Origin of the sequence: Rickettsiella endosymbiont of Miltochrista miniata, assembly GCF_964031245.1 — a bacterium.
Taxonomy (GTDB): domain Bacteria; phylum Pseudomonadota; class Gammaproteobacteria; order Diplorickettsiales; family Diplorickettsiaceae; genus Aquirickettsiella.
The window spans coordinates 1,392,768-1,418,080 of the sequence record NZ_OZ035017.1; the positions used below are offsets into that span (position 1 = coordinate 1,392,768).

Below are 25,313 nucleotides of genomic sequence, written 5' to 3' on the forward strand. Positions count from 1 at the left end.
AAATTATACCACTGGTAAGCTTAATTTTTGCTTTAATTGATAAAAATCCGCCCAAGGGTCGTGTTTGAGTTTAGCTAATCGCTGAGGCAAATTTTTTACTGTGAAACTATCAGACTTAATTCGAACGTTTAATTCATTCCATGACAAGGGTGTTGCTACGGCAGCATTTTCCTTGATCCGTGTTGAATAAGGGGCAATACTGCTAGCACCGCGTTGATTTCGCAAATAATCCACAAAAATTTTCCCTTTACGCTTCGTCTTATTCATATTAGCAACAATGAATTGTGGATGCTGTATAGATAAATACTTTACAAACGACTGCGTAAATACTTTTACTTTATCCCAACTGTAAAGCCTTTGTATTGGCACTACGACATGCAGCCCTTTACTACCGGTTGTTTTAACAAAACTTTTCAGGTTAAGCTTCTGCAAATGATCTTTGACGAAAAAAGCAGCTTCAATAACCCTTTTCCATTCGATTTGCAATCCTGGATCAAGATCGAATGTAATAAAATCTGGCTTCTCTATCTTATCAATTTTACTAGCCCAGGGATGAATTTCTAAAACGCCTAATTGTATAAGCGCCATTAAACCCTGCTCATCCTTAATATAAAGATACGGTTCCGGTTTATCGGTTTTATCCGGCAAAGTTATAGCATACAAATTTTCCGTTTCTGTCGTTAAATGTCTTTGATAAAAACATTTTTTGTTTTGACCGTTGGGACAACGTAGCAACGTTAATGGGCGTTTTAAAATGTGAGGTAATATCCATTTTGCAACCCTATTATAGTAATTTGCCAAATCTAATTTAGTAATATTTACTTCGGGATATAATAATTTACCGGGGTGAGATAAATGAAAACTTGCTAAATTCCTGCCATTTCTGCTAGATAATTTTTTCTCATTCGATTTACGCATTTTTTAAACTACTCCTTAGTAATTTCTTCAAGACGTTTATCGTTGCGTAGTCCTTTAAAACTAGGATGCCGTAGTACGCCTGCGCGTGTCCATTCGGTAAATTCCACTTCCACGATAATTTTTGGTGTAATCCAGGACACTTCCCCTATTGCAGCAGGTATCTCCTTAAAAGGAGCTTTACTAGTTTTATATTTATTAAGAAGTTTGTTAATGTTTTTTAAAGAACTTTCATTAAATCCAGTTCCAACTTTGCCACAATAAAGCAATTGATGACTCTTGCCATGCACCGCTAATACTAAGGAAGCAAAATAATGTCGATTTCCCTTTCCTGGTGTAAATCCTACGACTAAAAACTCTTGCCGCTTGTTACATTTAATCTTGAGCCAATTTCGATTCCTTCCTGATACATACGGACTAAGCTTGTTTTTAGATACAATACCTTCCAAACCTTTTTTACATGCTTTTTTGAGGAAAATATTACCGTTATTTCCTTCGATATCACTACTAAATATCAGCTTATTATTATTTAAAGGAATTAGTTTTCTTAATAAATTTTTGCGATCTTGCAAAGCACAAAGCCGCAAATCCTTACCTTGATAATATATTAAATCAAAAATAGCATAGAGTAATATTGACTTTTCTTTGGTGTTAATAGAATTGGATAATAATTGAAAATCTGACCTATGTTTTTTATCTACTGCTATGACTTCTCCATCTAAAATAGCCGATTTCAGATTTAACTTTTGAACTTCTAACTGTAATTCTTTAAATTTTTCTGTCCAGTCTTTTTGATTACGAGTCAAAAACTTTATTTTTTTATCTTTTATAAAACAAAATAGACGATAACCATCAAATTTTATTTCATGGAGCCATTCATCTCCAGTAGGTGGTTTTTCGACCAAAGTCGCTAATTCGGGTTGCATCGAATTAGGCATAGGTTTTTTTCTAGCTTTGCTTGGACTAGTATTTTTAGAAGTTTTAATAATTTTAGGTTTATCGGATATATCCGCTTGAAATTTTTTTGCTATCCCTTGCAAGGAACATCTGCTAATCACACTATTAGGTTTGGCTTGCGTAACATCATACTGTTTTTCTGATCGCGCAAATTTATCTTTTACCTTAATAAATAACCAATTTTTGGGGTTATTTTTAATTTGCACCAAGTTCCAAGCGCCTTTTAATTTTTTTCCTTTTAGAATAAAACTTAAATGTCCTTTTTTGTAAGCAGAATTAGCGTCCGCTGTTTCGCATACCCAAGTGCCGGTATCCCAAAGCATCACCGTGCCACCACCATATTCACCTTTTGGAATTATTCCTTCAAATTTCGCATATTCAAGGGGATGATCTTCTACATGTACTGCTAAGCGCTTAATAGAATTATCTAAACTAGGGCCTTTGGGTATAGCCCAGCTTTTTAAAACACCATTTAATTCCAAACGTAGATCATAATGCAAATGACTGGCCGCATGTTTTTGAATAATATAAATTAATTGTTTATTTTTTTTAATACTGCCATAGGGTTCAGCACTACGCTTAAAATCCCTTTTTTTACGGTATTTTCGTAAAGACATAGCAACTACCCACGTTTTTTTGATGCTTTCTGCTTATTTTTCTCTAAACTTTTTTTCAATAAATCCACAAAATCAATGACATTACTTTTTTTAAGATTAGTTTTAATTTTCTTGGCAGAAACTTTTTTATGGTGAATCTTAGCTTCTACCCATTTGGCTAAGGTTTCTCTAAATACATCATGGTAGTCCTTAGGGTCCCATTTGGTAGTCATACCATTTACCAGCTGTTTGGCAATCTCTATTTCTTTGGCCGAAATTTTATGGGCTTTTACATTGGTCGAAGGAAATTCGAAATCCGATATTTTTCGAAGTTCTTGGTGGTATCTAAGTAGGTTTAGCACAAGCGCACTTTCATAGGGCATAAGTGCTGCTAAATATTCACGGGTATGAATGATAACTTTAGAAATGCCGACTTTTTTAGTATCCTTTAAAATTTCACGCAACAAAACATAAGCTTTTTCACCTTTCTTGTCCGGAACTAAATAATAAGGTTTTTCGAAATCCATGGTATTAATACTATTTTTATTAACAAAAGTAACAATATCAATGGTCTTGGAATGTTCGCCTGAAATAGCTTTAATATCAGACTGTTTTAACACCAAGTAATTGTTATCATCATATTCGTAGCCTTTCGCAATATCCGTCCAAGGCACTTCTTCGCCAGTATGTTCATTGATACGCATATAACGAATTCTAGCTTTATCACGACTATCAATTAACTTAAATTGTATATCAAATTTTTTTTCGGCTGGGTATAAAATAACGGGTATATTGACTAAACCAAATGTGATATATCCTTTCCAAATAGGCCTTGCCATTTAAGCCTTCCTTTATTTAAAGTTAAAAATCCTTTCATTATATATCTAGCACATATTTATTGATCTGAAACTTTAAACTGAATATTTTTTGACCGTTATCTTTAAAAAAGATTTTATAACCGGTAAAAGTTCTTTAGCGGTAGGAAGGTCAATTTATTTGGGGAAATTATAAGAATTGATTGATAAGATTTTACTGGTGCGCCCGGAGAGATTCGAACTCCCGACCACCAAGTTCGTAGCCTGGTACTCTATCCAGCTGAGCTACGGGCGCAATTCCAAAGAGCTGAGCATTCTATCAGTTTATGCTTCATCCAGCTAGCCTTCACTTAAAAAGCTTAGTGTTATTAGCGTTTATTTATGATGTGTGTTATCGCGATCATTTCTATAATTTGTTTACAAAGTTTAAAGTTTATATATTCATGAGAACGAAGAATATGCGGTTGACTCAATCGGTGCTAAAAAGCAATGGGATATCTGGAACGTGGTTGCAGTGAAAAAACCTAAACCGAATTAAATGACTAGATTTACTAAGAACAAGCAACAAAATAAACAAATCAGCTTTTTAACTAAGCCAATTCAATCCTAAATAAAAAGGACATGGCGGAGAGAGAGGGATTCGAACCCTCGATGGTTTTTACGCCATACTCCCTTAGCAGGGGAGCGCCTTCAGCCTCTCGGCCACCTCTCCGACGCTGAGGTTGGCGAGTATAGCACTACCTTAAGCTTTATAAAATAGTTGCTTAAACTTCGTTGTCTTCCAAATCCTCTTCGTCAGAATGTCCTTCCTGTTTTTGTTTTTCTTGTTGAATTCGCTGATAAATTTCTTCTCGATGAACAGAAACTTCTTTAGGTGCGTTAATACCTAATCTTACTTGATGTCCTTTAATGCCCAGTACAGTCACTGTAACATCGTCACCAATAATAAGTGTTTCTGCAATACGCCGTGTCAAAATAAGCATCTTTATGATTCTCCTTTAGTTGACTCATTAATCGACCATATGCAACACCTAATCAATTTCTATTTATTAACAAAAAAAGATATAAAAATTCACATACAGACATTTTGCGAAATTAGTCTACTAACAAAACCTTAAGGAAAACTTAATACTATTTAAAAGTACGTAAAGTTCCGCAAAAAAGAGCTAGCAAAGCTAATTATTCTTCGCCTAAGCCAAAAACATGATGCAAAATCTGAACGCCTCGCACTATCTGAGCATCACTGACCATCAGAGAGACCCTTAACGCCGAGGATAAAGTTAAAATAACATTGATGCCTGCGGATTCCATTGCTTGAAACAAGGTATGAATGATACCTGGGTGGGAATGCAAACCTGTCCCAACCACAGAAAGCTTTGCCAGCTTGTTATCGCCGACAATGGATAGCGCGAATTTCTGCTTTACTAAGGTTTGGAGTAATTGTTCTGCTTGATGGTAATCTGCTCTTGCTAACGTAAAGGTTATATCCATTTGTTTTGGAGAGATTTGTTGTTGGGTTAGCATATCAATTTCAATACGTGCATCATTCAACAAGGAAAAAAAGTGTGTCATGGCTTCTTTTTCGGCTGTTAATGCATGGATGGTCAACTTTGCCTCGTGATGACTAGCAGTCACGCCGGTGATTTTTGCCCCTTCTACCGCTGACTCTTCTTGGTCGGCTTGGATTAAGGTCCCTCGACCACTTTTAGAGCTTGATAAAACACGTAAAGGAATACGATATTTACTCGCTAACTCCACGGCTCGATGTTGTACAACTTTCGCACCGGCACGAGCAAACTCTGTCATTTCGGTGAAACCAATTTGATCCAAACGCCTAGCCTTGGGAACAAGACGAGGGTCGGCGGTGTATATGCCGTCCACATCTGTATAGATCTGGCATTCATCGGCTTTTAAAACAGCGGCTAAAGCGGCAGCTGTGGTATCAGAACCACCTCGTCCTAGAGTAGTCATATCCCCTGAATCTGAGATTCCTTGGAAGCCAGCAACAATAGGCACTCGACCCTCGCCAATATCACTCCGTAATACTTCTTCTTTGATGCCTAAGATGCGCGCCTTTTTATGGTGGCTATCCGTGTAAATGGGAACATGAAAACTGTTATAAGATCGGGCCGGGCACCCTCGCGCCAGTAAAGCCATTGCCAATAAGGCCGTAGCCGCCTGCTCCCCAGTTGCTAACAGTAAATCATACTCCCTAGAGTCAGGTTCTTCATTCAATATTTTAGCTAAAGAAATTAAGCGATTAGTTTCACCTTCCATCGCTGAAACAACGACCACCAATTGATGCCCCTGTGCGCGGGTTTCAATAATTTTATTTGCAACTTGTTGAATTTTATCGATACTTCCAACTGAGCTGCCGCCAAATTTTTGTACAATTAAAGCCATTGTCATGATCTATTGATTAATTATTCAATTCTAAGCATAGTTGCCATTTAAGCGGGTCTCAACCCAATGTTTTACATTTTTTAAAGCCGCATCTAAGGCTTCGGGTTTGTCTCCCCCTGCTTGAGCAAAATCCGGCCGGCCCCCGCCACTACCTCCAATTTCTAATGCGATATTATTGGCCAATTCGCCAGCCTTTATTTTTTCGGTTAGATCCTTGGTAACTCCAACCACTAATTGGACGCGCTGTAGCTCGATACTCGCCAAAACAATTACCGCAGATTTTAATTTGTTTTTAAGTTGGTCCAGTAAATGACGTAACCCCGCTATATCAATCCCGTTAATTTCACTGGTTAATAATTTAATTCCTTGTATGTCGATTGCCTGAGAAATAAGCTCTTCTCCCATCATAACGACTATGGATTGTTGTAAAGCAGCGATCTGTTTTTGCAAGGATTGTTTAGCTTCCATATCCAAACGCGCTTTTTCTAGTAAATTATCTCTAGAGCTTTTAAAAAGCTTGGCAAGCTGGTTAGTTTGCTCTTCTAAGACGGCAATCCAATCTAAAGCATATTGTCCAGTCACGGCTTGTATGCGACGTATTCCTGAGGAAATACCTATTTCTGCAGTTATTTTAAATAAGCCAATATCACCGGTACGCGCAACATGTGTACCTCCACACAATTCCTTGGAAAAGGAACCCATCACTAACACGCGTACTTTATCCCCATATTTTTCCCCAAACATCGCTATCGCACCTGCATTCTTTGCATCTTCAGTCGACATCACTTCAGTAATAACAGGCAAATTAGCTCGAATTTGTTGGTTAACGCGATCTTCGATTAACTTTAGTTGCTCTATATTTAATGGGTTGGGATGTGAAAAATCGAAACGTAAACGTTCTGGTTCTACCAAAGAACCTTTCTGCATTACATGCTCTCCTAAAATCTCTCGCAATGCTGCATGCAATAGATGGGTTGCAGAATGATTCAAGGTAACAGCGCGACGTTTTTCCGCATCGACTTCTGCCTTCAATTTATCACCCTTTTTTAAATGACCTTTAATTAACTTACCTTTATGGAGAATTAATGTTCCTTGTTTAAATGTTTCAGTCACTAAAAAACGACTCGTTGCATTAACTAAATATCCCGTATCACCTATTTGCCCACCGCCCTCCGCATAAAAGGGAGTTTTAGCTAAGATAACAAAACCTTCTTCGTCCATAGATAATTCTTCTATAGATTGTTTGCCATCAAATATATCCACAATAGGAACAGCCGCTGATTTTAATGCCTTATAACCCACAAATTCAGTAGCGTTTTTTTCAGTCAATTGTAAACTCGGTGCTGCAGCAAAATGGCTTGCTGACTTAGACTGACTTCTTTGATGATCCATTTCCTTATTAAAACCTGCAATATCCACCGTTAAACCATGTTCTCTGGCCACATCCGCCGTAAGATCAACGGGAAATCCATAGGTGTCATAGAGACGAAAAGCCGCTGAACCTGGAAATTGGTTTTTATCTTGCAACTTGGTCAATTCTTGTTCAAATAGTTTTAGCCCTTGGGTTAAAGTACGAGCAAATTGCTGCTCTTCATGGAGCAGTACTTTTTCAATAGATTTTTGTTTTTTTGCTAACTGTGGATAGGCTTGCAACATTTGCACCGCTAAAGGTTTAACCAGTCGGTAAAAAAAAGGTCGGTCTAAACCTATTTTATGACCATGTCGAATAGCTCGGCGAATAATTCGCCGTAACACATAAGAACGCCCTTCATTGCCCGGATGAACACCATCACTGACTAAGAAAGCACAAGCACGAATATGATCAGCGATGACGCGTAAAGAAGTATTCGTCAAATCAGTTATTGATGCTTCTTTAGCAACTGCCCTAATTAAAGGTTGAAACAGATCGGTATCATAATTATTCGTTACTCCCTGCATAACAGCCGCGAGCCGCTCTAAACCCATACCCGTATCAACTGAGGGTTTTGGCAAAGGCGTTAGCGCTCCATCTAAGGAACGCTGAAATTGCATAAAGACTAAATTCCAGATTTCAACATATCTATCACCATCCGCGCTGGGTGTACCCGGAGGCCCTCCAGGGATGCTAGGTCCATGGTCGTAGAAGATTTCAGAACATGGTCCACAAGGGCCAGTATCGCCCATAGCCCAAAAATTATCCTGTTTCCCACAACGAGAAAATCGTTTGGGATCGACCTTAATCTCATTTAACCAAATCGCTGCTGCTTCATCGTCCTCGGTAAATACTGTAACCCATAGCTTTTCTGGAGGAAGATTTAACTCCTCGGTCAAAAACTTCCAACTATAGTGGATAGCCTCGCGTTTAAAATAATCACCGAAACTGAAATTTCCTAGCATCTCGAAAAAAGTATGATGCCTAGCGGTATAACCCACATTTTCAAGGTCATTATGTTTACCACCGGCACGCATACAACGCTGTATGCTCGCTGCCCGGGAATAAGGTCTTGTTTCTAGACCTAAAAAAACATCCTTAAAGGGCACCATACCGGCATTAGTAAATAATAAACTAGGATCATGTACTGGAATTAAGGAAGCGGAGGGAACAATAGTATGACCCTGACTTTTAAAATAGTTAAGAAATAGGTCGCGTAGCGCATTGCTATTCATGTCGGAGGCTCTTCAATGCAAAAGCGATGAGTATCACGGCAAGTGATTTTTGTGTCAATAAATTACTGATAATTTACTAGTAATTTACCAAACAATTTACAATCATTTTAAGTCGATCAATCTCTATGATTATCTATATTCTGGACTTTACGCTTTTTAAAATCTAGTACAAAAATTCCTATTAACATTTAAGGCTAGAAAGACCACAGCCGATTTTGGTTGCTTTAAACCTTTGTATTTTCTTATTAATATTCGAATTTAAGGGGCGATTTATGGTATAATTTTCAGTTTTAAACCCTTATCACGTATGTCGATTAAAAATGAGATTTTGGCGGGAAAAAACCCATCCATAACGGAGTGTGAGCCTATCGCTCCACACACCGAACGCTCTCTTGAGCCAGAACTAGGCCTTAAGGATAATGCTAGCCAACAGGGTGGACTAGGTATGCCGAAGTATGACTCTTCAAACATAAAAGTCTTAAAAGGTCTGGATGCAGTCCGTAAACGTCCTGGTATGTATATCGGTGATACAGATGATGGAACCGGTCTGCACCATATGGTCTTTGAAGTCGTGGACAACTCCATAGACGAATCCTTAGCAGGCTATTGCACTCAGATTGACATTACGCTGCATAGCGATGACTCAGTCACCGTTAAAGATAATGGCCGTGGTATTCCGGTTGATATCCACAGTGAAGAAGGCCGATCGGCTGCCGAAGTCATCATGACCGTCTTACATGCTGGCGGTAAATTTGACAGTAATTCGTATAAAGTCTCAGGCGGCTTGCATGGTGTGGGTGTTTCCGTGGTTAACGCCTTATCAGAAAAATTGCAGCTCACTATCCGACGTAATAATAAGGTTTATGAGCAAACCTATTTGCTAGGAGAGCCAGCTGCACCATTACAAGCCACTGGAGAAACGCAAGAAAGAGGGACTGAAATTCGCTTTTACCCCAGCAAGCTCATTTTTCAACATAACAATGAATTCCATTACGATATCCTGTTAAAGCGTCTGCGTGAGTTATCCTTTTTAAATTCTGGTGTAGCGATTAATCTTATCGATGAAAGGAGCAACGAAGAAACTCAACTTAAATATGTAGGAGGAATCAAGGCGTTTGTCGAGTACCTCAATCAAAACAAAACTTTGATTCACAAGCAGCCTTTTTATTTTACTGCTGAACGCGATGAAATCACTGTCGAAGTGGCTTTGCAATGGAATGATAGCTTTCAAGAAAATATCCTATGTTTTACCAACAATATTTCTCAGCGTGATGGAGGAACCCATCTGGCTGGTTTTCGTGCTGCCTTAACTCGAACCTTAAACACTTATATCGATCGTGAAGCGACTAGCAAAAAGTTAAAAATCGCCACCACGGGCGATGACACACGTGAAGGCCTAACCGCTGTTTTATCGGTTAAAGTTCCGGATCCTAAATTCTCTTCACAAACTAAAGATAAATTAGTTTCTTCCGAAGTTAAGGGAATTGTTGAAGCCCTAACCTCAGAAAAGCTCGAAGAATTTTTATTAGAAACACCACACGATGCGCGCGCCATCATGATGAAGATCATCGATGCAGCACGGGCGCGTGAAGCAGCGCGTAAAGCACGTGAAATGACACGACGCAAAACCGCATTAGATATTGCTGACTTACCTGGAAAATTAGCAGATTGCCAAGAAACCGATCCTGCTCTTTGTGAATTATTTATTGTTGAAGGAGACTCAGCAGGCGGCTCTGCTAAACAAGGGCGCAATCGACGTTATCAAGCTATTTTACCTCTTACAGGTAAAATTCTTAACGTAGAAAAAGCCCGCTTTGACAAAATGTTATCCTCAGAAGCAGTGGGCACATTAATCACTGCGCTGGGATGCGGCATAGGTAAAGAAGAATATAATCCAGATAAACTCCGTTATCATCGCATTATCATCATGACCGATGCAGATGTCGATGGTTCGCATATTCGTACTTTATTATTGACATTTTTCTATCGTCAAATGCCAGAACTGCTGCAACGTGGGACTATTTATATTGCTCAACCGCCCTTATATAAAATTAAAAAAGGTAAGCAAGAGCAATACTTAAAAGACGAAGCTGCACTACAAGCTTATCTAACACAAACCGCATTGCACGATGCAGCCCTTTATCCTCATACCGAAGGATTTTCTATACAAGGTATTGGTTTAGAAAAATTAGTCATGGATTACCGGAAAGCGCAAATGATGATTCAACATTTGTCGCGGCGCTATCCAATGGAAGCTTTACAAGCCATTTTTGATCTTCCCCCTTTATCTCCTGAGGAATTAACAGATTCTGCTAAAATGCTCGAATGGACCAAAAACTGGCAAACTCAATTGCAACACACTACCAATAATGAAGCTATTCGCTACCAAATATCAATTTATGAAAACACTGAACGGCATGTATTTTTACCTGAAATAACGATTAGCACACATGGTTTAGAAACGACCTACAAAATCTCTTACGAGTTCTTTAAGACTCTTGAATATCAGTGTTTATTCGATATGACCAAGCAACTACATGGCCTAATTGGGCCAGGTGCTTATGTACAACGTGATACCAAAAAACAAGCAGTGAAAAACTTTAAAGAAGTCTATGAGTGGTTATTAGCTGAAGCACGCCGAGGACAAGCCATACAACGCTATAAAGGTTTAGGAGAAATGAATCCTGATCAATTATGGGAAACAACGATGGATCCGAATACACGACGTTTATTACGCGTTACGGTTGAAGACGCTGTCGCGACGGATCAAATCTTTACTACCTTAATGGGTGATCAAGTTGAACCTCGTCGTGATTTCATTCAACAGAATGCATTAGAAGTTGATAATTTAGATATATAAAACAAAGCAGACTCACAGCAATTGGAATTTTATCAAGGCGCCACGAGAATGAAGCAACCGGAGTGTATTGATATACATGAGGATTGCGAATTGAGTGGCAACACAGACAAAAATTCAAGTGCGAAAAGTATATTCTGGAAATAAAAGTAAAGTTGATATTTATGTACCTAGGATCCAGAAAAGATGGATAGCTTTAAACCCTGGCAAACTTTAAAGAAGAATTTCGTCATTGATATTATTGCTCCGGCCAGTGGCGTTACAGACACGGCTATTTTAGAAAAATTAAAATCTTTATTAAAGAGTTGGCAATTAACACCAAGAATTTCTTCTGAGTTATTTGGACCCGATTTGTTATGTGCTAACAGTGATGAAAAACGTTTCCAACAGCTAAAAGAAGCTTTAATTAACACTGATTCACAAGCTATTTGGTGTCTACGCGGAGGTTATGGTTGCACTCGCCTTATACCTCATCTACTAAAATTATCCCCGCCTGAACAATGTAAATTATTTATTGGTTTTAGTGATATCACCGCCTTACATTTATTTCTGCAACAAAAATGGCGTTGGCAAACCCTGCATGGCCCTACACTTAACCAAGTAGTTCATCATCTAATTGAAGAAGAAAATATTAATGAGTTAAAAAAAGTTATTTTTGGTCAGCTACCCGAATTAATCTATTTATTAACCCCTTACCATAAGCCCATTAATACGTTTGACTCTACCCAAGCTCCTTTGACGGGAGGTAGTCTTAGCTTAGTACAAACAAGTCTGGGCACAGATTGGCAAATTGAAACTAAAGATAAAATCTTATTTTTAGAAGATGTCAATGAAGTTGCTTATCGTATCGACCGTATGCTACAACACTTGCAACAATCCGGAATATTAACTCATGTAAAAGCCATCTTATTCGGAGATTTCACTTTTCCTACCAAACTGGAAGAGAAAAAAAAGATTCAAGCGGTATTAGAACGATTTGCCAAGCAACAAAATTTTCCGGTCTTACGTTGTCCAGACATTGGCCATGGGAAAAAGAATCGCTGTTTACCTTTTGGAACCCCCGCATACTTAGACTTAAATAAAAATCAACTCACTATTAAAATAACAGGTTAATTTCTATGCTTAATTCCTTCAGTAATGCGGGTATATTCCTAATTCAATCTATTTTTGATCTCTATATTTTTATTTTGCTTTTGCGAATTGTTTTACAATGGGTTAATACCGATAGTCACAACCCTTTGTTTGTATTAGTAGCAAAATTAACCAACCCTCCGCTACGCCCTATTTGTCGTGTTCTCCCAAGTCTACAGGGTATCGATTTAGCAGCTATCTTATTATTATTAGGCTTAGAAATGATTAAAATTGCATTTCTTGTCTGGTTACAAATTAATACTACTCCACATTTACTTGGATTGCTGGTACTCGGATTTGCCGAGCTTCTGAATCAATTAATTAATATCTTCTTTTATGCCGTTATCGCTTTAACTATTTTAAGTTGGATTAGTCCGTTAGCGCACGGTCCACTCGTTGAAATATTGGTACGAATCAGTGAACCTTTAATTAGGCCCATCCGCGGCATCTTGCCGAGTATTTCAGGATTCGATTTTTCACCACTTATTTTGATCATCTGTTTAAAATTATTAACTATTCTTTTAGTACAACCACTGGCGCAAATCGGCGCAAGCTTGGCTTTAGGTCATTTAAGCAGTTAAAATCTAATTTTTTTGCTGCATTTTTTCCATCTACGTCTACAGCTCCCCCTTTCACCTATTCAAAAAATTAAATCGTTCCTGGCAAAAATTATTCATCGTTTTTTTCAGAATTAGATTTAATCTTTCTTTAATCTTTGCTCGATACAATAATTAGCTAAGGATTTGACTTAGACGGAGGATAAATCAATCCAATATTAAATACGTAAATGATTATGCCTACTTTTTTTGTTCCTTCACCACCTCCTCTTCCGAATTTTTTTAAGAAGAAACGCCCCCCTAACTTAAATCTTAAACCAAGAAACCATTTATCTACTTCATCTGTTAGCTCTTCAGGAGTACCTTCTCCTTTTAGCCCAATACAAATATGCACCACACCTGAGCTAAAAAATTTTCTGGCCACATTAAGTATAGATAACATTGAAAACGTAATAACTTATAATAATGAAAATCTTATTGAAAATGGCCAGAATGGGATTGTTAAAAGAGTTACAGTGTCTGCCCAAGGCAAAACTCGTGAACTTGTTAAAAAACGGGGGAGCTCCGGCGTCGAACGCGAAAATAAGATGACTGAAGCTCTACAAACTGTTACCGCTGTTAATTTTCCATTTGACCTTTTTGCATTACCAGTTGCTCAAGGATCAGATGGGACGGCAAATATCTTATATACCTGTTATCAAGAAATTGGCGATCTACAAACCCACGTAAAACATATTTACAACCAATATAATTTCAATCCTAGCGCTGTATTAAGTTATCTGTTTCAAGGATTTCAGCAACTTATAAAAGCTATTAATGCCTTAGATAGCTCTGAGTTTAAAGACCAAAATAAACAAATTCATCATGGGATGATTCATAATGATATAAAACCAAGCAATATTTTTCTTAAAACCAATGGTGACTTTATTTTAGGTGATTTTGGTTGTGCCTATTTTAAAGATGAAGCAGCTCCACAAATTAGTACTTTTCAATTTTCTGCTCCTGAATTATTTTTAAATAAAGATTTTTGTACAAAAAATTTATACAACCTTAATACAGATTTATGGTCCTTAGGTGCATGCTTATGGCATTTATTAACCAAACAGTTATTAAGTCCCCCACTTCCAACTAAATCACTTAGCGATATTGAAAAAATACTATTCTATCGAGATTGGGCTGAAAATTATTCAACGCAATGGCAGGCTTTGATTAAAGATTGTTTAAATTTAACTGGTGAACAGCTGGTTAAACAGATCGAGAATACGATCAAAACGGATCTAAAAAACTTCCAAACAAATTGGAATGATCCGCAAACTACCGAACAAAAGAAAGAAATATTAAAAAAACTTGCATTACTTATGCTAGCACCTGCACCAGAACGACCTAAGGTCCCGGAGTTAAAACAAATAATAGTTAGATTGGAAATCTATTTCGTCATTTATGCTGATTCTGAAGAGTTTGCCGCTCAATTACTTGAAAGCAAAAAAAGTGAAAATCTAGTTTATCAAGAAGCTCAAAATAACCATAATTTGACTTTTTCAAGATAAGAAATGTCGTTTATGTTTGCGTCGATTTATATAGACTTGTCGTAAAGAGATAGCCGCTAACACAATAAAAATTATTAATGTCCATCCTGGCATGCTTAAACTTAAAAAACGCCAGGTTCCGCTGCCGCAATTGCTAGTTCCTTGAAAAAATAATTCCGTAATTTTATGAAAATAGATAGAAGTACTATATTGCGCTATCGCGGCTTGACAACTGATTAATTGATCGGAAGGAAAATGCTCCAACCATAGTTGGCGACTCGCCACTACTGCACCGGCTACTGCAAATAAAAAAGTTAGGGTATGCAAGAAGCAACGCGTTGCTGCTTCAAAATTAAACAACGCACCCATTAAAAATAACAATCCTAACAAAGTAATTAAAAACCTTTGGATAATGCAGAGCGGACAGGGAATGATCCCAACTTTATATTGCAAATAAACCGCAACCGCTAACACCAAGGCGCAAAGAAAAAATGTCAATAAATCGATCCAGCGAGTAACGGGTAAATGCATATTCGGATCCCTACCGTTAGATTGAGGCTTGCTGTAAACTACTATACATTATGTAGTAAACTACACATAGTTCCATATGATGAACAATTCATAGGTTCTATCGTATTTTAACTTAATTTCCTATAGGAAATTATTTATGCATCCTGTCAGTTAAAGGCTCGTTCATTGTTTACTTTAGTTTTGGTTACGCGCAGCAATTGGATTTTTGGCAATGCCAATAGACTAAATAATTAGGAATTCTAAATGCCACAAAATGTAACACAAAAATTAATCAACTCTCATAAAGTTGCAGGCGACATGCAAGCAGGCGCCGAAATTGGCCTAAAAATTGATCAAACATTGTGTCAAGATGCCACAGGCACAATGGTGATGCTTGAATGTGAGGCAATGGGATTAAATCAGACTAAGGCCGAAGTCTCTGTACAGTATATCGACCATAACCTATTACAAACAGATTTCAAAAATGCAGATGACCATTTATTTTTACTGAGTGCTTGTGAAAAATTTGGTCTCTATTACAGTGGCCCGGGTAATGGTGTCAGTCACCCCGTACATATGGAACGTTTTGGAAAACCGGGAAAAACCTTATTGGGTTCAGATAGTCATACCTGTGCGGCCGGGTCGATGGGCATGTTAGCCATTGGCGCAGGTGGATTAGAAGTTGCTATGGCTATTGCTGGACATCCCTTTCATGTCACCATGCCCAAAGTTTGGGGTGTAAAATTAACCAACTCACTGCCAGATTGGGTCAGTGCTAAAGATATCATTTTAGAATTATTACGTCGTCATGATGTTGATGGTGGAATTGGTAAAGTTATTGAATATTATGGACCGGGACTGCAGCATTTATCTGCAATGGATCGTCATGTCATTGCAAACATGGGCGCAGAACTGGGGGCAACCACCAGTGTATTCCCCTCTGATGAGATGACACGGGAATTTCTGAAATCTCAACAACGTGAAGCTGATTGGCAAGAAATTATTGCCGATAAAAATGCCAGTTACGATGAACATGATGAAATCGATCTTTCGAAGCTTGAACCTTTAATTGCCTTACCTTCTAGCCCAGGAAAAGTAGTCCCTATCCAAGAAGTTGTTGGTCGACCTATTTACCAAGCGATGATCGGTTCATCGGCCAATCCTGGCCTACGAGATTTCGCTGTTGCAGCCGAAATTGTCGCTGGAAAACAAATCGCTCCTGGAATTTCTTTTGATATAAACCCAACCTCACGCCAAATTTTGGAAAATATGGTTGAATTAGGCATTTTAGAAAAATTAATTCGCGCAGGTGGGCGTATTCATCAAGCGGGATGTAATGGGTGTATTGGTATGGGTCAAGCTCCTGCCTCTGGAAAAATAAGTTTACGTACCGTACCAAGAAATTTTCCAGGTCGATCCGGAACCAAAGAAGACCAAGTCTATCTCTGCAGTCCCGAAATTGCCGCCGCTTCGGCTTTAACTGGAGTTATCACCGATCCTCGTTCTCTAAAAGATAAAACTTATGCTCGTTTTAAAGAGCCACAAAAAATCATTATTAATACAACAATGTTGGTACCACCTTCTGCTAATCCTAATGAAATAAAATTAGCGAAAGGTCCTAACATCCAACCCCTACCTATCTTTCCGCCTTTAGCCGATATGATTGAAGGACCGGTTTTAATTAAAGTCGGTGATGATATTTCTACCGACACAATTTTGCCCGCAGGTGCGAAAGTACTTCCTTTCCGCAGCAATATTGCTGGGATTAGCCAATTTGTTTTTGATCAACTTGATCCCTCTTACCCAAAACGCGCTTTAGAATACCAAAAAACCGGATCCATTATTGTTGGCGGTGAAAACTATGGACAAGGATCCAGTCGGGAACATGCTGCCATTGCACCACGGTATTTAGGTGTGCAAGCAGTGCTAGTTAAACAATTTGCACGTATTCATAGACAAAACTTAGTTAACTTTGGAATTTTACCTTTGGTTTTCACTCATCCTGCGGATTATGACACTATTGACCAAGATGATGTATTATTGATTAAAGATATTCGTGAAACTATTCAAACGTCTGAGAAACTGACCGTTCATAATAAAACTAAAAATAAAAATTACATCGTTACTCATCCTCTAAGTCCGCGAGAACTTAAAGTATTGTTAGCAGGTGGGCTCATTAATTGGATAAAACAATAAAGAAGTTGTCTTCAATTGCACGATGCTGGCCAACAAGCATCTGTTTTTCTGCGTTTCGTTACTCACATACTGCGTGTATGCTCCGTTACGATACTCAAAAAACAGCGCTTTTTGTCTCAGCCTAGCACAATTGAAGACACTTCTAAGCTTTGAATAGTTTCTTTAATGAAAATAATCTTTAAAAAGCGTTTGCGGCGATTTTTGTTCATACAAAATACGATATACGCCTTCACAAAATGGCGCCTTAACATCATATTTCCTTATTAAAAAGAAAATATTTTTTGCGGTTTCATAACCTTCCGTAGTACCAATTAGCTTTTTAGCTTCCTCTAAGCTTCGTCCTTGCCCTATAGCTAAACCTAAACGACGATTGCGAGATTGATTATCGGTACAGGTTAATACCAGATCCCCAAGACCTGATAGTCCCAAGAAAGTATCCTGCTTTGCGCCTAATGTTAAACCTAGTTCAATCATTTCGGATAATCCGGAAGTAATCACTGCGGCTTTTGCATTGGCACCAAAGCCTAAACCTTCGGTCATACCAACAGCAATTGCAAGTATATTTTTTATAGCGCCGCCAAGTTCCACACCAATAATATCTTGCGTTATTTCCACGCGAAAATTCTTGGTCTGAAACCTTAATAATAGGTCATGCGCAAAATCATAATTTTCCGACGCAATGCAGACAGCGGTAGGCAAACCCATAGCGACTTCTTTAGCAAAACTAGGCCCTGATAACACTGCCATTTCTTTATGTCCTAATATATCTTTAACCACTTCATTCAATAATTGATGTTTTTCAGAATCTAAGCCTTTACTTGCCCATAGCAAGCGTTGATTAACCTGCAAAAAAGGCTGCATTTTCTTTAAGGTTGTATGAAAAGCGGCGCTAGGTACAACAATTAAAATATCCCGCGTTTCTGAAAGGACCGTTTGATAATCATCCGAGCAAGTGATATTAGAAGGAAAAACGACGCCAGGTAAGTATCGTTCATTAGTTCTTTTAGTGTTTATTTCAGACACTTGTTGTTTTTCATATGCCCATAAATGCACTTGCTGATGCTTACGAGCTAAGTGAATAGCTAGAGCGCTCCCCCAGGCCCCTGCGCCAATAATAGAGATAGGCAAATGAATATCAGGTAACTTTTCAGACATTGGTTTTTCCGTTATTAAGCTTCATATATGGACTTAAGTTTATCATAGTTGCTTTTTAGATATACTCTTCGCAATTGAATTTTTGTCTGTGATGCCGCTATTAAATTAAAAAATATAATCTAAGTTGGGTTGAACTATTAAAACTAACCAACCCGATAAGGCTAAATAAGGACCGAAAGCTATGCCTTTTCGCAAGCTTTCTTTATTCAAAAGATATAACGTTATGCCCACTATGGAGCCTGCAACAGCAGCTATAAATAAAATATAAAGTAAAGCTTTTATACCTAACCAAGCACCTAATAAGGCGAAACATTTAAAATCCCCCTCGCCCATGGGCTCTACTTTTGCTAAAAATTGATAGCATTTGGCTAGTACATAAAGAAAGAGATAAGCAAAACAAGCACCTAAAATAGCCGCTTCTGGAGCAACAAAAGTCTGTGGGATACTGAAAATTAAACCGCACCACAATAAAGGAAAAGTGATGATATCCGGTAATAGCTTATGTTCAAAATCAATAAACGCTAAAATTAATAAGCCCCAGGTTAAAATTAAAGCCGCAAAGGCTTGTAAACTTATTCCAAATCGTTGAATAACGATAAATGAGCTTATTAAAGTTAAAATTTCTATGAACGGATAACAAAAGGAAATTCTTACCTGACAATATGCGCATTTTCTTTTTAGAAAAAAATAACTTACTAGGGGTATCTTCTGTGAAATAGGTAAATATTCACGACAATTCGGGCAATGCGAAAAGGGTAAAAAAATATTAAAAGTTTTTTCATTTAGCTGCAACAAATTTTCTTGGCTTAAAAACTGTTGAGCATTTTTTCTCCATTGCTGCTGTAACATTAATGGTAAACGATATACCAATACCGTAAAAAAACTACCTAACAAAACACTAAAAAAAACAAGACTGGCTTTTAAAAAAAATTCCACTTAAATAACACTTCCTAATTTAAAAATAGGCAAATACATAGCTATAACCAAACCAGATACCATTAAACCTAAAATAATAATTAATAAGGGTTCTAATAATACTGATAAATTATCAGCAAAATAATTCATTTTTTCTTCATATATATCCGCAGTATTATTTAATATTTCGCTTAGACAATTAGCCATTTCCCCAATTTTAATAAGTTGCAATAGATCTAATGGCATCACTTTTTGCCGTGAAAAAGCTTGATAAAAGCCTTCACCGTCACGTATCTGCTCACAGCTCATTAAAATAGCCGACTTATAAACAAAGTTTCCGGATATTTCAGCAATAAGTTGTAAAGCATCAAGTAATGGCAAACCCGCAGCTAGAGCGGTAGATAAAGCACGTGTGATACGGGCAATTATAATTTCTGAGATAATTTTTTTAAGCAAAGGAATTTTTAAATAAAAAACATCTAGTTTATTATCTACAATTGGATATCTCTTTTTTAAGAAAATAAAAAAGCCACCTAATATTAATAAAAATAAGCCGCAATAGCTGCAAATAAATCCTATATGTTTGGATAAATGAATAACGATCCGTGTTATTAATGGTAGTTGTGCCCCTACATCAGAAAAAAACTGTTCAAACTGAGGGACTACTCCCATTAATAAAGCAATAAAAACCAGAATAGCCACTATTAAAACTACAGCGGGATATACTAATGCATTAATTATTTTTGCTTTTAACTTCATATTTTTTTCTTGATATGCTGCAATGCGCTCAAACATTAACCCTAAAGTAGCGGTTTTTTCTCCTAATGCAATTAAGCTACAATGAAATTTATTAAAATAGATTTTATTTTCTTGCAACGCTTCATTTAGTGAAAATCCCTCTTCCAACTCAGCAATTAATTTTTGTAAATATTCCTGTAAAGTGGTGTTGTTGATACTGGCCTCTAGTAATTGTAATATTTGTAGTAGTGGAATTCCTGCTTGTAGTAAACGCGCTATTTGACGTGTAAAAAGAAAGATTTCCTGCATTTTGACAGGCTTAATAAATCGAATAATCCAACGAGTACGTATATAGTTTATAAAAATATCCTGACGTTGTAATTCTAAGCGTAATTGGGTTTTGCTTCGGAAATATTCTTTACCCTCATATGACTTGTTGGTGGTGGTTAGTCCTTTCCAGATCAAAACTTTAACAATACTTAACATACATTACTTAGTCTTTTATTACGCGTTTCATTTCTAATAAACTTATTTCACCTTGTTTAAGTTTTTCTAAGGCCGATAAATACAAAGTTTGCATCCCTTGTTTTTTTGCAAATTGATTGATTTCTAACGCGCTATTCTTCTTTAAAATTATTTTTTTTATATCATTGGTAAGTGTTAATATTTCAAAAATTCCAGTACGACCTTTATAACCTTCGGTACATTGTGAACATCCCTTTGCAGCAAAAATTTTAATATCGGGTAAAAAATTCAACTTTAACAAAATTTTTTCGGGTAATTGCTCTTCAATTTTACAATGTACACATAATCGTCTAACTAAACGCTGTGCAATAATTAACTGTACAGAAGCTGCAATATTATAAGTAGGAATATTCATATTCTCCAAGCGGATCAAACTGTCCGCAGCACTATTGGTATGTAACGTTGATAAAACCAGATGGCCTGTTTGAGCAGCCTTTATTCCTATTTCCGCGGTTTCCTGATCCCTCATTTCTCCTACCATAATAATGTCTGGATTCTGACGTAAAAAAGCCCTTAACACACAAGCAAAATTTAAGCCTACGGCAGGATTTACGTTAACCTGATTAATTCCTGATAAAATAATTTCTATAGGGTTTTCTACAGTAGAAATATTGACGGTAGTTTTTTTTAAAAAACTTAAAGCTGTATACAGAGTGATAGTTTTTCCACTTCCGGTGGGTCCTGTGACTAAAATCATCCCATGAGGACTTGTTAAAGCTTTGATAAATTCCCTTTCTTGTGCGTTGTTCATTCCCAATTTATCTATTTCTAGCATCATTTTGTTACTATCCAAAATTCTAATCACTAATTTTTCGCCATGAATAGTTGGGCAGGTACTCAATCTACAATCTACATTTCGACCATCAATATCCTTTAATTGGAAACGACCATCTTGTGGAATTCTTCGCTCAGCAATATCTAATTGCGACATGATTTTTAAGCGAGTGATAATCCTTGAAATTAAATGCTTAGGCAGAATAACCATCGAATACAATAACCCATCAATCCTAAATCGTACTTGTAGTTCATTTTGAAAAGGTTCTATATGAACATCAGATGCATTATGTGTAATAGCATCAATCAAGAGCTCATTGACATAGTTGATAATTGTTAAATCGTCATTGCTGAAGTTATTTAATACTGTATCTAGATTATTGACGTCTTTTGGCTGCGCTACTTGGTGACGACTTAAATTTCCCACACTATTAATGCCTTGTTTTATTAAACGCGTGTCTTTTATTTTTTTTAACAGCTCTACCAATTGTTTTTCTTCTGCAAGCTTATATTCCAACATTAAGCCAGTAGAAAATCGAATATCGTCGAAAACCTGTTGCTGCGTGGGGTCAACTAAAGCTAACGTCAAATTTTTTTTATCTTGCGATAAAGGTAATATTTTGTATTTTAGTAGTAACTTTTTATCCAATATACTGCTAGGTATTTGCATTAAATCAATAGTATCTAAATCAATGTAGCTTAGATAAAATTCAGCAGCTAAAAGCTGGGCTAAATAAGAAGAATCTATCTTTTTTGTTTGGATTAAATAAGTTATAAAAGAAATTTGCTGTTGTTTAGCATACGCTATCATTTCATCAACAAATTCTTTTTTTAATCCGCAATTTAGTATTAAATGTCTTAAAAATTTATTAATGGAAAATCTTTCCATTTTATTATATCCCTGAATTCGACCTTACCCAGTATACCGCAAATTACTAGCAAATGTATTGACACATTATTTTTTTAATGTTTATATAGATATTGCTGAGTTTATGAACACCTTGCTGGTAGAAGTTCTTGGGGTTAAGAATAGAAATAGTTAAAAACAATAATAATTTCTATTTTTGGAACTTACTTATTTTCTTATAGGTGATGCTTAGAAATAAATTAAATGCAGAGTTTATATTATTGCTTTGATATATTCTTTTAAGCTTTATACTGTTGGAACGTTTGGAAATCCAGCAAGGTTTTTTAAGACATCAGGATCTAATACCTATGGGCACGTTGAACCAATCTATTATTCATCTTTGGCATACTAGTCTTGAAGTCCATGCAAAAAAATATGAAATCTTTAAAAACTGGCTTTCCCCTGAGGAAAAAATACGTGCTGAAAAGTTAGCTCTCCCTTATCGACTAGGCTTTATTGTTTCAAGAGCTGTCTTACGTGATTTATTGGCTTATTATTCTGAACAAGATCCACAGAAACTGAAATTAACGTATTCAGTTTCTGGTAAGCCTTTATTGATAAATCCTGAGCAATGCATAGAGTTTAATCTCTCACATTCAAAAAATATCTTAGTTTATGCTTTTACTATCGACACACCGGTAGGTATTGATATTGAATATATAAACCACAGAATACATCTCGATAAAATTGCCTATCGTTTCCTTCCCGCAGATGAATATGATCAATTGCAATCACTGCAGGGTATAAAGAAATTAGAAGCATTTTTTAATGCTTGGGTAAGAAATGAAGCTTTAGTAAAAGCAATGGGGGATAGTTTGCAGACTCATCCCTATTCTCGATACAAACTTTCCTTAGATTCTAAATTAAGTATTTTAGAATCCAAAAAAAAAGAAATGAATCCTCATTATGCTATTTCAAACTTATCCCTTTACCCTGATTTTGCAACTGCTATTGCTGTAAAAGGAAACGAAAAACCCATCGTTATTAAAAAATACACTAAAAGCATGTTTAGATTAAATAACTAAAAATATTGAACAAAAATAATCTACTATTTATCAAAACTCCATCAGCATAAAGCGCACTACTCCACATGTCGTATCATCAGCTTGCATTTCTGTCAAAGGATAATGCTGGTTTAGCGCTTTCAGGTAACGACGATTTCCATCTATAACTAATTGTCTAAAAAGTAGCGTACTTCCGGGATCTTGCTTTATTTTAGCTAAAATAAAAGCAGCATTATGTGCTACGCAATCAGTATCTAATACAATAATACAGTTTTTAGGAAAACTTGGCCCTTGTGCGGTTTCCATGCAATCATTCTCTACACGCAATGCAAAAGCATCCGAACTAAGTGGAATATTAGTGCTTAAATACTTAGAATAAGTTTTTGGTGAAATTTTTATGAATTGCAGAAAACGTTCTTTCGCCTCTTGAGGTGTCAATAAGGGAACTTGATAATAAGGCTGACTATTCTCATACTGGTAAGCGCCTTCAGACTCTTCAGCAGCATGTTCATGATCCAGCCATCCATGAGGTTTATTAAAAACCTTCTCGATATGGCTAGCCAATCGATCGCCAATATTTTTAATCGGGCTATTGCCTATTAAATGACTAATCTGGCTTTGCGAGCGATCCAAATACTCAGATAAATCGGTGATCCCGCCTACTGAGCGTGCTAATTTCCGTAAATTTTTCCGTCTAATGTCTTTTATATTCATGCCATAGCTTTATTAAAGTTTTATTGTTATGACCCATAGAGTAAACTTATACTTTGTTTAAAGTCCTATAAATGTCAAAAAAAGTAATATATATGATAATACATATTACCTTTTTAGATAAGTAGCGGCATAATTATTTTAATTCAACAACGAAATTCCCTAGTTTTTTCTTAACTTTAATCTTTTTTAGCGATATATAATTTGGTAAACCCTTTTGATACAGAGGATAAGATTCACCCTGAATTAATGGCAGCAAATAGTCGCGACAACGCTGAGTAATATGGAAACCATCCTTGCTGATGTAAGAACGGGGTAGTTTTTTTTCCTGATTTGCTACTGCAGCTAATTTTGCCTCACCAATCGTCCATTGATAACGCTTGCTTGCTGCTCTCACGATAGTAGGCATTACCGCATTTTTGCCTTTAAGAGCAAATTCAACGGCCGCTTTGCCTAAGGCGTAAGCCTGTTTAACATCAACTTCAGCAGCGATATGACGTGCAGAACGTTGTAAATAATCAGGTAATGCCCAATGATATTTATATCCTAATTTAGCTTTAACTAATTGCGCAATAACCGGAGCCGCGCCACCTAATTGCTTATGTCCAAATGCATCGATAGTACCCGCTTCAGCTAAAAATTGTAGTTTGCTATCCCTAATCCCTTCCGCCAAAACAATAACGCAATAACCAAATTTTTTTACGGTTTTATCTACTTGCTGCAAAAATAAAGTCTCATCAAAGCTTATTTCAGGAAATAAGATGATATGTGGCGCATCTCCCTTTTTTTGCATTGCCAATCCACTTGCTGCCGCAATCCAACCGGTATGTCGACCCATTACTTCCATGATGAACACTTTAGTCGATGTTGCACACATCGAGGCAACATCTAAACCTGCTTCTAAAGTAGAAATAGCGACATACTTCGCAACTGAACCAAAACCAGGGCAGTTATCGGTGATAGGAAGATCATTATCGACGGTTTTTGGAATACCAATACAGATTAATGGGTAATCTAGTTTTTGACTAAGCAAATAAATTTTATGTGCGGTATCTTGTGAGTCCCCACCCCCATTATAAAAAAAATAACCGATGTCATGGGCTTTAAACACCTCTATCAAACGAGCATATTGCGCATGATTTTCCTCTAGGCTTTTTAATTTATAGCGACAAGAGCCAAATGCTCCTCCGGGCGTATAACGTAGTCCAGCAATTGCTTTGCTGCTTTCTTTACTTGTATCAATTAAATCCTCAGTCAAAGCACCTATAATTCCATTACAGCCAGCATAAACCTTACCGATTTTGTTTTTATATTGCCTTGCGGTTTCAATCACACCGCAGGCGGTTGAATTAATAACTGCCGTAACGCCGCCTGATTGAGCATAAAACACATTTTTCTTTGACATCCCGCGTATTCTCCAGGTAACTTAAAGTTAAATATACTCACCGCAATCGGATTTTTGGCAAGGCGCCGCG

At 36.9% G+C, this 25,313-nt stretch carries 20 protein-coding genes and 2 tRNA genes; 6 read left to right on the forward strand and 16 right to left on the reverse strand.

All coding sequences use genetic code 11. The features are described 5' to 3' along the window. Window positions 1-3 precede the first annotated feature (3 nt). The 8 genes from ligD (AAHH40_RS06385) to alaS all read right to left on the reverse strand — a co-directional run bounded on the left by ligD (AAHH40_RS06385) (window position 4) and on the right by alaS (window position 8,332). The gene (gene ligD, locus AAHH40_RS06385; protein WP_342219842.1) at window positions 4-918 is read right to left on the reverse strand and encodes a non-homologous end-joining DNA ligase; all 915 of its coding nucleotides are present in this window, start codon (window positions 916-918) and stop codon (window positions 4-6) included. An 8-nt stretch (window positions 919-926) separates the two neighbouring features. Continuing rightward, window positions 927-2,489: a non-homologous end-joining DNA ligase gene (gene ligD, locus AAHH40_RS06390; protein WP_342219843.1), complete on the reverse strand. Its 1,563-nt coding sequence runs from the start codon at window positions 2,487-2,489 to the stop codon at window positions 927-929. A gap of 5 nt (window positions 2,490-2,494) precedes the next feature. Further along, window positions 2,495-3,307 (reverse strand): Ku protein, encoded by an 813-nt coding sequence (locus AAHH40_RS06395; RefSeq protein WP_342219845.1) that lies wholly within the window; start codon window positions 3,305-3,307, stop codon window positions 2,495-2,497. Window positions 3,308-3,501: 194 nt separating this feature from the next. After that, a tRNA-Arg gene (locus AAHH40_RS06400) sits at window positions 3,502-3,578 on the reverse strand. Window positions 3,579-3,905: 327 nt separating this feature from the next. Beyond that, window positions 3,906-3,995, reverse strand: a tRNA-Ser gene (locus AAHH40_RS06405). 52 nt (window positions 3,996-4,047) lie between these two features. Further along, entirely contained in the window at window positions 4,048-4,266 is a 219-nt protein-coding gene (gene csrA / locus AAHH40_RS06410; protein WP_342147620.1) for a carbon storage regulator CsrA, read from the reverse strand. A gap of 196 nt (window positions 4,267-4,462) precedes the next feature. Further along, complete coding sequence (locus AAHH40_RS06415) at window positions 4,463-5,692, reverse strand: aspartate kinase (protein ID WP_342219846.1); 1,230 nt, start codon at window positions 5,690-5,692, stop codon at window positions 4,463-4,465. A 24-nt stretch (window positions 5,693-5,716) separates the two neighbouring features. Next, a complete protein-coding gene (gene alaS, locus AAHH40_RS06420; RefSeq protein WP_342219847.1) occupies window positions 5,717-8,332 on the reverse strand; it encodes an alanine--tRNA ligase in 2,616 nt (871 codons plus the stop codon). A gap of 445 nt (window positions 8,333-8,777) precedes the next feature. Between alaS and gyrB the strand changes: the two genes are divergently transcribed. The 3 genes from gyrB (at window position 8,778) to AAHH40_RS06435 (ending at window position 12,901) form a co-directional block, all read left to right on the forward strand. Beyond that, window positions 8,778-11,192 (forward strand): DNA topoisomerase (ATP-hydrolyzing) subunit B, encoded by a 2,415-nt coding sequence (gyrB, locus tag AAHH40_RS06425; RefSeq protein WP_342220812.1) that lies wholly within the window; start codon window positions 8,778-8,780, stop codon window positions 11,190-11,192. Between the two features lie 183 nt (window positions 11,193-11,375). Then, window positions 11,376-12,302 (forward strand): LD-carboxypeptidase, encoded by a 927-nt coding sequence (locus AAHH40_RS06430; RefSeq protein ID WP_342219848.1) that lies wholly within the window; start codon window positions 11,376-11,378, stop codon window positions 12,300-12,302. Between the two features lie 5 nt (window positions 12,303-12,307). Next, complete coding sequence (locus AAHH40_RS06435; RefSeq protein WP_342219849.1) at window positions 12,308-12,901, forward strand: YggT family protein; 594 nt, start codon at window positions 12,308-12,310, stop codon at window positions 12,899-12,901. A 154-nt stretch (window positions 12,902-13,055) separates the two neighbouring features. Here AAHH40_RS06435 and AAHH40_RS06440 read toward each other — a convergent pair whose 3' ends face one another. Further along, window positions 13,056-13,319 carry a hypothetical protein gene (locus tag AAHH40_RS06440; RefSeq protein ID WP_342219850.1) on the reverse strand — a complete coding sequence of 88 codons (264 nt, stop codon included), beginning with the start codon at window positions 13,317-13,319 and terminating at the stop codon, window positions 13,056-13,058. Between the two features lie 73 nt (window positions 13,320-13,392). On the opposite strand from AAHH40_RS06440, the gene AAHH40_RS06445 reads away from it, so the two are divergent. After that, window positions 13,393-14,424, forward strand: a complete 1,032-nt coding sequence (locus AAHH40_RS06445; protein WP_342219851.1) for a protein kinase domain-containing protein — start codon at window positions 13,393-13,395, stop codon at window positions 14,422-14,424. Here AAHH40_RS06445 and AAHH40_RS06450 read toward each other — a convergent pair. Next, entirely contained in the window at window positions 14,416-14,934 is a 519-nt protein-coding gene (locus AAHH40_RS06450; RefSeq protein WP_342219852.1) for a disulfide bond formation protein B, read from the reverse strand. The genes AAHH40_RS06445 and AAHH40_RS06450 overlap by 9 nt on opposite strands. Before the next feature lie 243 nt (window positions 14,935-15,177). Between AAHH40_RS06450 and AAHH40_RS06455 the strand changes: the two genes are divergently transcribed. Further along, window positions 15,178-17,109 (forward strand): aconitate hydratase, encoded by a 1,932-nt coding sequence (locus AAHH40_RS06455; protein ID WP_342219853.1) that lies wholly within the window; start codon window positions 15,178-15,180, stop codon window positions 17,107-17,109. Between the two features lie 162 nt (window positions 17,110-17,271). Here AAHH40_RS06455 and AAHH40_RS06460 read toward each other — a convergent pair whose 3' ends face one another. The 4 genes from AAHH40_RS06460 to AAHH40_RS06475 form a co-directional block, all read right to left on the reverse strand. Then, the gene (locus AAHH40_RS06460) at window positions 17,272-18,264 is read right to left on the reverse strand and encodes an NAD(P)H-dependent glycerol-3-phosphate dehydrogenase (protein WP_342219854.1); all 993 of its coding nucleotides are present in this window, start codon (window positions 18,262-18,264) and stop codon (window positions 17,272-17,274) included. A gap of 105 nt (window positions 18,265-18,369) precedes the next feature. Then, complete coding sequence (locus AAHH40_RS06465; RefSeq protein WP_342219855.1) at window positions 18,370-19,200, reverse strand: A24 family peptidase; 831 nt, start codon at window positions 19,198-19,200, stop codon at window positions 18,370-18,372. Then, entirely contained in the window at window positions 19,201-20,403 is a 1,203-nt protein-coding gene (locus tag AAHH40_RS06470; protein ID WP_342219856.1) for a type II secretion system F family protein, read from the reverse strand. Between the two features lie 7 nt (window positions 20,404-20,410). Continuing rightward, window positions 20,411-22,105 (reverse strand): GspE/PulE family protein, encoded by a 1,695-nt coding sequence (locus AAHH40_RS06475; RefSeq protein WP_342219857.1) that lies wholly within the window; start codon window positions 22,103-22,105, stop codon window positions 20,411-20,413. Window positions 22,106-22,386: 281 nt separating this feature from the next. Between AAHH40_RS06475 and AAHH40_RS06480 the strand changes: the two genes are divergently transcribed. Continuing rightward, window positions 22,387-23,148, forward strand: a complete 762-nt coding sequence (locus tag AAHH40_RS06480; protein ID WP_342219858.1) for a 4'-phosphopantetheinyl transferase family protein — start codon at window positions 22,387-22,389, stop codon at window positions 23,146-23,148. Between the two features lie 30 nt (window positions 23,149-23,178). Here AAHH40_RS06480 and AAHH40_RS06485 read toward each other — a convergent pair whose 3' ends face one another. Beyond that, window positions 23,179-23,841, reverse strand: a complete 663-nt coding sequence (locus AAHH40_RS06485) for a S24 family peptidase (protein WP_342219859.1) — start codon at window positions 23,839-23,841, stop codon at window positions 23,179-23,181. A 133-nt stretch (window positions 23,842-23,974) separates the two neighbouring features. After that, on the reverse strand, window positions 23,975-25,243 hold the full coding sequence (locus tag AAHH40_RS06490; RefSeq protein ID WP_342219860.1) for a 6-phosphofructokinase: 1,269 nt from the start codon (window positions 25,241-25,243) through the stop codon (window positions 23,975-23,977). Window positions 25,244-25,313: the final 70 nt, after the last annotated feature.